The organism is Parapedobacter deserti (genome assembly GCF_042646065.1).
Lineage (GTDB): Bacteria > Bacteroidota > Bacteroidia > Sphingobacteriales > Sphingobacteriaceae > Parapedobacter > Parapedobacter deserti.
Genome location: NZ_JBHRTA010000038.1, coordinates 444875 through 456879, shown reverse-complemented (window position 1 = coordinate 456879; position 12005 = coordinate 444875). Strand labels below are relative to the sequence as shown.

Below are 12005 nucleotides of genomic sequence, written 5' to 3'. Positions count from 1 at the left end.
ACATTGGCATTCATACCGCTTTCAGCATGGCTTTTGTTATTGGCTGCGAAAGTGCGATTATCATGACCATTCAGTTGACAGAAGACAACAAATTAAAAAAGCTCATTGTCGTCGGTGACCGGATATTGATCAAGCCTACCAAACCGAACGAACGTACGGAAAGCGGTTTGTACCTGCCGCCCGGCGTACAGGAGAAAGAAAAAGTACAGTGGGGTTATGTAATGAAGACCGGCCCGGGCTACGTATTGCCGGTTCCCGCGGAAGATGACGACTGGAAGCCCCAGGAGGAACGCGTAAAATACATTCCGTTGCAAGCCAGGGAAGGCGATTTAGCTATTTTCCACTCCGCCGCTTCAACGGAAATTCAGTACCAAGGTGAAAAGTACTTTATCGTACCGCAAAGTGCAATCCTGATGCTGGAGCGGGAAGAAGAGCTATAGCCCCAAGTGAGCGATCAGTTCCAGTGCTGCCGCCCTGCCCGCACGGTTCGCACCGATCGTGGATGCCGAAGGCCCATAGCCGACCAGGTGTACGCGAGGATTCTTAGCCGCTTGGGTTGCCAACCTTCCCGCCATCGCAATACCTCCACTTTCTTCCCGGAGCATCAACGGCGTCAGATGGTCCAGCGAACTACGGAAACCCGTACACCATAGGATGACATCGGCCTGTTGTTCGCGGCCATCCGGCCAGCGGATACCGGTCTCAGTGATTTCGCTGAACATGGGCTTACGGTCAAGCACGCCGCGGGCACGCATGGCTTCGATAGCGGCTGTTACCGGAAGGCCCGTCACCGACACAACAGAGCCTGGCGGTAGTCCCTTGCGCACGCGGTCCTCCACGACGGCTACAGCCGCCCGGCCTTCCGCTTCGCCGAATGGGCCTTCACGGAAAACAGGCAGTCTGCGGGTTACCCAGGTCGTTTTAGTCACCCGGGAAATTTCGTCCAACAGCTGGATGGCGGAAATGCCTGCCCCCACGATGACCACATGTTTGCCTTGGAACGTGTCGGCCGACCGATAATCCTTCGTATGCAGCTGCACGCCCTGAAAACGAGCCGCACCGGGATACTCAGGAATATAGGGCGTCTCCCACGTACCCGTAGCGTTAATGATGCCCTGCGCAGAGAAGAATCCGCGATCGGTCTCCACCCGGAAGCGCCCTTCGCGCTCACACACCACCTTTACCTTCACCGGGCGGTAAACGGCGAGGCCGAACGTATGCTCGTAAACCTCAAAATAGTGCGGCACAGCCGTACTGGCTTTTACCGTCGAAGCGGTGCCCGCTATGGTATCGGCAAATGGCAGACCCGGAAGGTCGTGCACGCCGTTTACCGTACTTAGCGTCAGTGACGGCCACCGGTATTGCCAAGCGCCTCCCGGGTGCTGCGACTGATCCAAAATGACAAAGCCATGGCCAATGCCCAGCCCCCGATTTTTGAGATGGTAAGCAGCCGATAACCCTGCCTGGCCTGCGCCGATAACGACAATGCCGGTCTTGTAGAGCAACCGTGAAATCTTCGGTGAAGCCGCCGTGTGCATAGCCAAAGATAACAATAAAATAACGGATCGGCCGACAAACAATTAGCCGGCTGTCACCGAAATCTCACAAACCTTCATTTAGTACTGTCCACCAGATACTCGAATTCATACCTACCCGAACCTATTTGCAGTCCTGAGGCGACTGTTTCACCGCGCGCGTCTCGTATACTTCCGCCCCGTGCGGCATTGAAGACAATCGTCGCCTTCGTATTGACCGGCACCTCAACCGCCAATTTCACCCGGTCTCCTTCCAGCATCCACTCAGAGCGTATGGCACCGTATGGCGATTCCAACGATGTTTTGGCAGAAGTAAGTCCTCCTCCGATTTTTGGTGAAAGCACAAACTCCCGATAGCCAGGTTTATCGGCGATGGGCTGAATACCCCCAATATGCTTATACATCCAGTCGCCGATGGCTCCATATGCATAGTGATTGAAAGAATTCATGCCTGCATTTTGGAATGTCCCGTTGGGCTTTTGGCCGTCCCAACGCTCCCAAATGGTCGTCGCGCCCTGCGTTACGGGATATAGCCATGAGGGGTAACGCTCCCGCATGAGCAAGGTGAACGCGATATCGTCATACCCGAAGCGGCTCAGCACGTGGCATAGATAGGGAGTACCGAGAAAGCCCGTAGTCAGGTGGTTGCCATAGCTTGCAATGTTGTCTGCCAAACGCCGGGCCGCTTGTTCACGAAGGTCCTCGGGTAGCATGTCAAAGTGAAGTGCCAGTACATAGGCGGTCTGCGTACCGGACACCAGCCTTCCCGAAGGCGTGACGTATTCGCGCAGGAAAGCGGCCTTAATCCGCTTCAGCAACGACTCGTACTTGGCAACGTCGTCGGTTCTGCCCAATACCGAAGCCGCATTGATCAGCAGTTGGGTGGAGTGGGCAAAGAACGCTTGCGCGATAAGGTATTTGTCGGTGATGGCCGAACGCCCGTCGGTATCATCGTCGGGCCGGAAAAACAGCCAATCCCCGAAGTGGAAGCCGGTGTTCCAGAGGTCGTCAGTACTTTTTGCTTCCATAAAGCCTACCCATCTTACCATGGATTCGTATTGGTCTGCAAGGATTGTGGTATCGCCATAGACTACATAGAATTCCCAAGGGATAATGGTAGCCACATCGGACCATCCTGCAGAGCCGCCGTCCTCGCTTTTCCAGACGTTCGGAATCACGTGAGGTACAGCACCGCTGTTATACTGCTCAGCCTTCAGGTCTTTCAGCCACTTGACGAAAAAACCCGACACATCCATATTGAACGCCGCCGTGCTGAAGAAGGCTTGGGCATCACCCGTCCAACCCAGCCGCTCATCGCGCTGGGGGCAGTCGGTTGGTACGTCCAGAAAGTTACCTTTTTGCCCCCAGACAATGTTGTGCTGCAATTGGTTGAGCAATGGATTGGAGGTTTCAAAGGTTCCCGTGGGTTTCGTAGCGGAATGCAATACCTCTGCAACGATATTGGTGGTATCGATTAGATCAGCGTTCCCGCCCAGTTTAATGTAACGGAAGCCTTGAAAGGTGAAATGGGGCGCATATGCCTCCTCTCCTGCTCCATTGAAAATATACGTAATCTGCTGCTTTGCAGCACGCAGATTTTCCGTATAGAAGTTTCCGTCCTTGTCCAACACCTCAGCATGGTGAATGACCAGCGAATCGCCGGGGGCACCGGTGGCGCTGAAAGATACACGTCCAACCAGGTTCTGTCCGAAATCAAGCACCTTCTCGCCTTTTGGCGTGGTGATGAGGGCAATCGGTTTGATGCGCTCGTGTATGGTGACTGGCGGGGCTGCAGAAATCACGAGGTGGTCGTAGCGGGGTGACGGGCTGACGGACACCGCATCCCATATGCGATCGTCGAAACTTGGCGATACCCAATCATGGAGCACTTTCCTTGCATCGTACGTCTCCCCGTTGTAGATGTCAGAAACGCGTATCGGCCCGTCCAGCGAGGCCTTCCAGCTGCCGTCCGTCACTACCCGCTCTACACGTCCGTCGGAATAGGTCACTTCCAGCTGCGCCAGCAAAGCCAGTGTCTTTCCGTATAAGTTGCGCCCAGCGACCATCAGATTCCCCCGGAACCATCCATCTCCCAGCGTTACACCAAGCGCGTTGTCACCGCGTTTGATCAAATTTGTGACATCATACACCTGATATTGCAACTGGCTGTGATAACTGGTCCATCCGGGCGTGAAATAGGCTTCCCCGATCTGTTGCCCATTCAGCTGCGCTTCATACAGCCCTTGTGAAGTGATGTATAGCCGCGCTTGTTTTACCGGTCCTGGGGCCGAAAACGTCTTCCGGAACATCGGCGCAGGTCCCGACACAGGCAGGGTGTCCGCTGGATGAGAAATCCATTGCGCTTTCCAATCGCCCGTATTCAGCAAACCCATCTCCCACCAATTCACTTCACTCCATGGGGAGACATTTCCGTGGTTGTCCCACACCCTCACCTGCCAGTAATATCGCTTGGCCGACTGCAATGCATCGCCAGCATACGGCACGAGAATGGATCGATCCCCCGCCACCTTGCCCGATTGCCAGACAGCGGCAGAGGCCGTCCAACGGTTTGACTGGGTGCCGACACGGATTTCATAAGCGGTTTGCACCACATCGTTTTGCGTCGAGCGGATTTTCCAGCTCAATCGCGGTTGCACCTTATCCATGCCAAGTGGATTCGTTTTATATTCACAGGTGAGGTCATATACGGCAAGATTCTGGGCTGTAGCTTGCATAACGCTTGTTCCAATAATCACAATAGCCAACGACAATGCACATCGCCGGAAGAAAAAATTCGTCATAATTGAAGTATCTGTTTATAAGTGAACGAAAAAAACAAAAACAAGCCAAACCGGCATCCTGCACTTTCCTGCTTACATTTTTATCGCTTACCAGTATTCCATGAAATGTGATGACTGCCTGCAGGTAATATACGCCGAACACCGTCCGGCAATGCCAACGTGACATTGCGTGAGCCCTTCAAATGTCGCGCCGATTTCACCGAAAATCATGTGGTTACCCGATGCAGCAAGCCGGCCTATTCACGATCTGCTCAATTGGGTTTCGTAGTTGCTAAACTAGTCATAATTTTCTGCATCTCCGCACAAGACGTCCGAGATTACACTACTTGGTAACCAATACACTTGGAAAATCGACAACGTTTTCGCAGCAAACCTGCTCCATCACCTGTTTCAGCTGGGCCTTGAACATGGCAATGGTATGGTCGCCCCCCCGTTGCCCCAAAGCGGCAACGCCGTACATAAACGGCCTGCCCATAAAGGTGAAATTTGCCCCGCATGCCAGCGACCGGCCAATGTCCGGCCCCGATCGCAGGCCACTGTCGATCATAATCGTCATTTTATCGGCATATTTATCAGTCAGCCCCCTCAAAGGCTTGATCGTCGATTCACCTGCATCAATCTGTCGCCCGCCATGGTTGGATACGATAACACCATCGGCGCCCAGTCTGATGCTTTCTTCCATATCCTCGTCACACACCACGCCTTTGATCACCAGCTTGCCTTTCCACCGGTCACGTATGGCCTTGACTTTGTCCGAATCGACCCGCCCGGTAAATGTGGCATTCATGAATTTACCCAGCTGACTTAGGTTAAGATCCTTGCCCATGTACGGCTTCAGCGTTGCAAATTCAGGAATGCCGACCCGCAGCGTTTCCAGCGCCCACGCAGGACGTACGGCAGCCTGCACAAAATTCCGGACGTTCATCCTGGGCGGCATCGACAGACCCGCTTTGATCTCGCGGTACCGCAGCCCGAAGGAAGGGACGTCCACAAGCACCACCAGCACCGGGCAGCCCACCGCCTCCAGGCGGCGTAGGAGATCGTCGCGCAGCTTGTCATCCGTCGGGTGATACAGCTGAAACCAAAACTGCGATGCCGTCAGTTCCGCAATGCGTTCGATGCTGCTGGTGGATACGGTACTCAGTGTGTATGGTATATTGTGCTTTATGGCTGCCCTTGCTAATATTTCCGGCGCGTTGGGCCACATCAGCCCTTGCAACCCAATGGGCGATATTCCAAATGGTGCGTCGTAAACATGGCCGAATAACTCCGTGCGCATATCCACCCCATGGTGCTTCTTTAGGTACCTCGGCATCAGCTGGATATCGCGGAAATCGGCTTCGTTGCGCCAAAGGTTCAGCTCATCGTTGCAACCGCCCTCCAGGTAATCAAAAGCAAATTTGGGAATGCGCTGCTTGGCTTTCCTCTTGAGGTCTTGTACCGACGGATATCGGGAATCGTATCTCAGCAGATCGGCGTTCATTTTTATTTTACTTGGTCTCTTTCGATGGTATGTGCGTAAAATCGCAGCTCAATCAGATCATTTGGCATAGCGCGCCTATTCCATGCATGGTGGATGGCCAGCGCTGCACCCACCGCCGTGGCCTGTGCCATGGAGGCGGCGAACACTTCCATCTCCGGGAAGGCGGCCGCCAGCAAGTTCATGTAAATCGTGTTTTTACTGAATCCGCCGTCTACAAATATCCGTTTGACGTGTGAACCCTTCAACACCAGCTCGGTAGAGGTGCGTTGCAGGTCAACCATATCCATGATGAGACGATGGTAAGCTTCTTCGTACGAAGCAAAGTCTGACAAACTGCGTTGTACAAATGCGGACACCTTGCCACCTATGGCTCTTGATGGAGCGGTTTTGCTACGTAAGCTGGCGACCATGTTCCTGTCATACGGGATCGTACAATACCTGTGGCTGGATTCCCCGAAATGTTCGGCGATCCGCTTGACCTGCTGTTCATGTTCGTAGCCTGCAAAAAGCCGCGACGCTTTCACTGACGTACCTTTGTAGTGCATGTAACACAGGCAGTCTGCGTCCAGCTCTGCTTTGGTAAGCGGCGTGTGGTTAAACGGATTGAGGCTGATGCACCACGTGCCCGTGGAAAGTAGCACGAAAGGCTCATGGAAACTGATGAGATATGGGATCAGTGCTGCAGAACTGTCGTGCAGGCCGACCCCCACGCCATACCCGTTTCCGGGAAACGAGGCAGGGAACACTTCGTCACCGGCAACGATGGCCGCAAGTTTACCGACTACTCCTTCACGCCGTACCCATTCATGATAATCGTTTTTGGTGAAGTCCCAAAGGTGGGTATGGCAGCCGATGCTGGTCATATCCGAATACATCCGGCCAGAAACCAGAAAGCTCAGGTATTGCGGTAGGTGCAATGCATAATGGATGCGTTCAAACAAAGCAGGCTTTTCATACTTGATCCGATACAATTGCATACCGGAGTTGAGGCTCCCCAATACAGGCGATGCGGTGGTGTATGCTATGGTATCCGCTCCGCCATATGTTTCATAAAACTTCTGCTGCAACGCTTCCGGGTATGGCTTCAGGTAATTGTATAACGGGGTGAGCGGTTTACCATCGCCGTCGACATAGACCAGACTGGCTCCATAAGCGGCGAAGTTAATGGCTCGGATCTCAAACTCGCTCTTTCGGAAAACCTCATGCAACGAGTCGAAGACAGACAGCCGGAGACTTTCCAGGTTTTCGCATGGGTCGCCATCTTCGTCAACTGTTTCGGTAAACCTTGCTGACCGCTCGAAAACGATCTTGTACTGTTCATTGAAGAGAAACAGTTTCTTGTTGGTTTTACCTACGTCGAATATGGCTATGACAGGTGTTTTCATCACAATCCTGTAGCTACTGTCCTAGCGCCTCGTTCTTTGATCAATCTACCGCGCACATCGATTTCCCTAAACAGTTGGATGGGATCGAGTGCTGCCCCCGCACGCAGCCTGGCCTCGGCTACCAATGACCGTACATCGGTGCGGAAGGCATGCTGCAGCACTTCCTGTGCACGCACCACGTCATTCTCCGCCTGCGCTTCGGCAAGTGCCGGACGGTCTACCAACAGGGCTTGCGCATAGGCGATCAAAATTGCTTCGACCGACTGGAGCAGGTCTTCCAGGGGATCCTTCAGGTTGTGCGAGGCATCGATCATCCAGCCCAGGTCTTTGGTATGATCCATGCTCCGGTTGTCCATGCCCTCCACCAGCTCATTGAAGATCAAAAACAGCTGATAAGGTTTGATGCTGCCCGTGGTCAGGTCATCATCGCCATACTTGGAATCATTAAAATGGAACCCACCCAGCTTTCCTTCCATCAGCAGTAAGGCCACAATCTGTTCGATGTTGGCGTTGGGAAGGTGATGCCCCAGATCGACCAGCGTATATGCGTTGTCTCCCAGCTTACTGGCGTAGAGCAGTGACTGCCCCCAATCGCCTACCGTGGTCGAGTAAAAATTCGGCTCGAACGCCTTGTATTCCACAAACATTTTCCAATCGTCGGGCAGCGCCGCATATACTTCCTGCAGGCTCTCCAATGTGTTTTGAAAGGCCCTGCGGAAATTCAGCTGCCCGGGGAAGCTCGAACCATCGGCCAACCATACGGTCAGGGACTTTGAGCCAAGCTCAATGCCATGTTTTATCACTTCGATATTATGGTCGACCGCCTGCCTGCGCACAGCCGGGTCCACATGCTGCATGGAACCGAACTTATAACTCAACGCTTGTCCGGGTTGATCTTGGAAGGTGTTCGAGTTCATGGCATCGAATGCCAGACCGTGCTGATTGGCCAGCGTCCGTATGGCCGAATAATCTTCCGGAATGTCCCACGGAATGTGCAGCGATATTGCTCCGCTCGAACGGTTGAGCGCATGCAAAATGCCAATATCTGCGATCTTCTCCTGCAGATTGCGAGGTTCGCCGCCGCCGGAGAACCGCCCAAACCGGGTGCCCCCCGTGCCCAGCGCCCAGCTGGGAATAGCTACTTGAAAATCAACAAGGTGCTGCACAATCCGCTCAGCACCGGATAATTCGGCTGCAAGCTGTTCAAACCTGCGTTTTTGGACGGGTTCCAACCGTTTGTTATGCTCAGCTATTTGATCTTTGTTAATATTCATAATAGGTCTACTTGTCAAAGGTAAAACAGAATCGCCAATTAAGATCCACTACGGCGATATAACTGACAATTCTGCTAATAAAAGATAATTAACGTACAAATGCCATGGCTACTCCCCCATCTACGTTCAGCACATTGCCGGTGGATTTGTTCATTAACCCTCCGACCAGCACGAAGCAGGCGTTGGCAATGTCTTCGGGAAGGATAATCTCGTTGAGCAGGGTGCGCTTGGCGTAATAAGCGGGCAGCTCTGCTACGGTGATGCCGTAAGCCTTTGCACGCCCTTCGGCCCAACCGCCGGCCCATATGTTGCTGTCACTGATCACGGCATCTGGGTTGACGACGTTCACCCGGATTTTATGCGCTCCCAGTTCGGCCGCATTCAGCCGGCTGAGGTGCAATTGCGCCGCCTTGGCCGAGCCATATCCCGCGTTGTTCGGTCCGCTCACCAGCGCGTTTTTGCTCACAATGTTCACGATGTCGCCGCCGATCCCCTGCTTCTTTAGTATTGCCACAGCAGCCTGGGTAACCAGAAACTGGCCTTTGACCAACACATTGTACAGCAGGTCCCAGTCTTTTTCGGTATGGTCTTCAACAGACTTGGAAATCGACAGTCCGGCATTGTTTACGATGATATCGACGCCGCCGAAGGCCAGGACTGCAGCATCAAACGCCCGCTGAATCCCTGCTGCATCGGTTACATCCAAAACCGCCGTTGTGCACGCATCTTTCCCAAAGGCAGCTTTGAACTCATCGCCTGCATGCTCCAGCCGGGCTGCGTTAACATCGTTGAGCACGACAACCGCCCCCTCGTGAACAAATTTCTTTGCGATAGCCTTACCGATACCACCAGCGCTTCCGGTAACCAAGGCTACTTTGCCCGTCAAGGGTTTCGGTTTAGGCATACGCTGCAATTTAGCCTCTTCCAAAAGCCAGTATTCGATATCAAAGGCCTCTTGCCGGGGCAACGATGTGTACTCGGATATCGCCTCGGCCCCCTTCATCACGTTGATGGCATTGATGTAAAACTCAGCTGCAACACGTGCGGTTTGTTTGTCTTTGGAAAAGGAAAACAAACCAACGCCCGGATACAGGACGATCACTGGATTAGGATCACGCATAGCCGGGCTGTCCGGATGCTTGCACGCGTCATAATATTGACGGTACATGGTACGGTACGCCTCAAAAGCCGGGGCCAGCGTTGCCTTCAGCGCTTCCGCGTCTGACAGGTCGGCGTCCGGCGCGAGGTCCAATACCAGCGGACTGATTTTTGTCCGCAGGAAATGATCGGGGCAACTGGTACCCAGGGGAGCCAAACGACCGAGGTCGTTGGAGTTGATAAACTCCAGCACCCGCTCGTCATCCGTGAAATGTCCCACCATGTGGTGCACTGACGAGCAGAAACCCCTCAGTACAGGTGCCAAGGCGGCTGCCTGCCGATGCCGGCTTTCAGCCGCTGAAGGCGTAATTTTTACGCCGCCGAAAACCGGACGCTGCTTGCCGTAATTTGCTTCAAGGTATTCCGCGCAACGTTCGATAACCGTCAGCGTATTGACGTAGCTTTCATATGCGGTATCGCCCCAGGTAAACAGACCGTGCGAACCCAGCATAATGCCCCGTATCCCTGGATTTTCCGCCAAACACTTCCGCAGTTTAAGTCCCAGATCGAATCCGGGCCGTTGCCAGTCTACCCAGCCCAGCTCGCCGTTGAACAAATCTTGCGTGATCCGCTTGCCGTCCTTGGCCGCCGCGATGGCGATGGCCGCATCGGGATGCAGGTGGTCGATGTGTTTGAACGGCAAAAAGCCATGAAGCGGCGTATCGATGGAAGGAGCCTTGGAGGCCAGGTCATAAATGCAATGGTTGAACAGCTCTACCATTTCATCTTCATGCTCAATGCCGCGGTATACATTTTCCAAACTCCTCAATCGATCGATATAGAGTGCCGCCAGCCCGCTGCGCGTGAGGGTGCCGATATCCCCACCTGACCCTTTGATCCACATCACTTCGGTCTCTTGCCCCATCAGCGGGTCTTTAGCCATGGCCTTGCACGACGTATTGCCCCCACCGTAATTGGTCAGCCTCAGATCAGCACCCAGCAAATTGGACCGGTACAACAGCAACGCGACCTCGTCACCTTCCAGTTCCGCCGCTTTGGCGTCATCCCACAAATAACTCACATGCTTAAACGATGTTTTTCCAATAATCTCTGACATTTTTCTGTATTGTTTTCTGTGTTTTGCTTTTTGCTTATCTTACCGTGTATTGAATACTGTGTATCGCGACTGACAACTACTAACTGACTTATGAATAAGTAATTTATTCCAATGTCCGTGCAAACCCTACCAAAATAATGGAAAGGATGATCGTCGCGATTCCGCCGATGATCGTTGCATATGTTTTCCTGCTCACGCCTTTCCATTCCCGCAATATCACTCCCCAAGCATTAGCGATCAAGATGATAAACGCCATGTGCAATATCCACGAGCTGGCTCCATTGCCAAGCCGGCTTTCTCCCATCCCGTAAAAGAAGAACTGCAAATACCATGTTGTCCCGGCTAATGCGCAAAAGAAGATATTGCGTGCAATAGGCACGTTGCGGTTTACATAGTCGCCGAATGTTTTGTTGCGTGCGTTGAGAAACATGCACCAGAGAAAATTGGTGGTGAGACCACCCCAAAGCACAACAACGTACGTGACATTGTTTTGGAATAAGAACTCTCCCTCTCCGGGGTTTGCGGCTTTCCAAACATCATTGGCCACGCGGGCCATAGGTTTACCCGCCTCCAGTCCGAAATTAAAGCATGCGCTTAAGACCCCCGAAATAATACCTACCAACAATCCCAGTCCGAATTTATAATCCTTGTTGCCGCTGGCATCGACAGCTCCGCCGGCGAGCTCCCTTTCCTTCAACACTCCCGCCCTGCCGCAGAGCCATATCCCCGCGATACATACTGCCAGCCCCACCAGTACGGTCCGCCCCGAGTTAGTGGTAAAAAACAAATCGATTGTTTCTTTACCTTCGCTGCCATTGAAGTAATAATATATGGAAGGCACCAGGGAACCAAATACCATGGTCAACCCAAGAATGATGCTGCTTCCCAACGACACGCCCAAGTAACGCACGCCAAGGCCATACGTGAGTCCGCCGATACCCCACAGCAAACCAAAAAGATATGCATAGCCGAGCGTATCGCCATCTGCTTGCCGTATAATATCGGCAAAACCCGGAATAGTGAGGTATGCCGCCAACGGTGGTGCGATCAGCCAGGAGAACAGGCCACCGATTATCCAAAACGTTTCCCACGCCCATCCTTTGACCTTTTTGTAAGGCACATAAAAACTCCCTGAGGCGAAGCCTCCAATAAAATGAAACAGAACTCCTGCTAATGCTTGCATAATAATACGGTTAACTGGCGATTTAAAACGGCGCAAGATAGAAAAGAAGAAAAAGCGAACTGTTATGGGCTGTCATGTTTGCTAAACGCATGTTGATTTTCTGTTTTCCGTTTCGGTTTAAACAATAAA

The 12005-nt window shown here is 52.9% G+C and carries 8 protein-coding genes; 1 reads left to right on the top strand and 7 read right to left on the bottom strand.

What is annotated here, in order from left to right:
* The first annotated feature begins 26 nt into the window (after positions 1–26).
* Positions 27–440 carry a co-chaperone GroES gene (locus tag ACFOET_RS14565; protein WP_379023915.1) on the top strand — a complete coding sequence of 138 codons (414 nt, stop codon included), beginning with the start codon at positions 27–29 and terminating at the stop codon, positions 438–440.
* Here ACFOET_RS14565 and ACFOET_RS14560 read toward each other — a convergent pair.
* From ACFOET_RS14560 to rhaT, 7 genes are all read right to left on the bottom strand, one after another.
* The gene (locus ACFOET_RS14560; RefSeq protein WP_379023913.1) at positions 435–1538 is read right to left on the bottom strand and encodes an NAD(P)-binding domain-containing protein; all 1104 of its coding nucleotides are present in this window, start codon (positions 1536–1538) and stop codon (positions 435–437) included. The genes ACFOET_RS14565 and ACFOET_RS14560 overlap by 6 nt on opposite strands.
* A 74-nt stretch (positions 1539–1612) precedes the next feature.
* Entirely contained in the window at positions 1613–4336 is a 2724-nt protein-coding gene (locus ACFOET_RS14555) for a glycoside hydrolase family 78 protein (protein WP_379023911.1), read from the bottom strand.
* Positions 4337–4658: 322 nt separating this feature from the next.
* Positions 4659–5819 carry an alpha-hydroxy acid oxidase gene (locus ACFOET_RS14550; protein WP_379023909.1) on the bottom strand — a complete coding sequence of 387 codons (1161 nt, stop codon included), beginning with the start codon at positions 5817–5819 and terminating at the stop codon, positions 4659–4661.
* A gap of 2 nt (positions 5820–5821) precedes the next feature.
* Positions 5822–7207, bottom strand: a complete 1386-nt coding sequence (locus tag ACFOET_RS14545; RefSeq protein WP_379023907.1) for an FGGY-family carbohydrate kinase — start codon at positions 7205–7207, stop codon at positions 5822–5824.
* Positions 7204–8478, bottom strand: coding sequence for a sugar isomerase (locus tag ACFOET_RS14540; protein WP_379023905.1), 1275 nt, complete (start codon positions 8476–8478; stop codon positions 7204–7206). The genes ACFOET_RS14545 and ACFOET_RS14540 overlap by 4 nt, the downstream gene beginning before the upstream one ends.
* 88 nt (positions 8479–8566) lie before the next feature.
* Positions 8567–10693 (bottom strand): bifunctional aldolase/short-chain dehydrogenase, encoded by a 2127-nt coding sequence (locus ACFOET_RS14535; RefSeq protein ID WP_379023903.1) that lies wholly within the window; start codon positions 10691–10693, stop codon positions 8567–8569.
* Positions 10694–10796: 103 nt separating this feature from the next.
* Complete coding sequence (gene rhaT / locus ACFOET_RS14530) at positions 10797–11876, bottom strand: L-rhamnose/proton symporter RhaT (protein WP_379023901.1); 1080 nt, start codon at positions 11874–11876, stop codon at positions 10797–10799.
* Positions 11877–12005 lie beyond the last annotated feature (129 nt).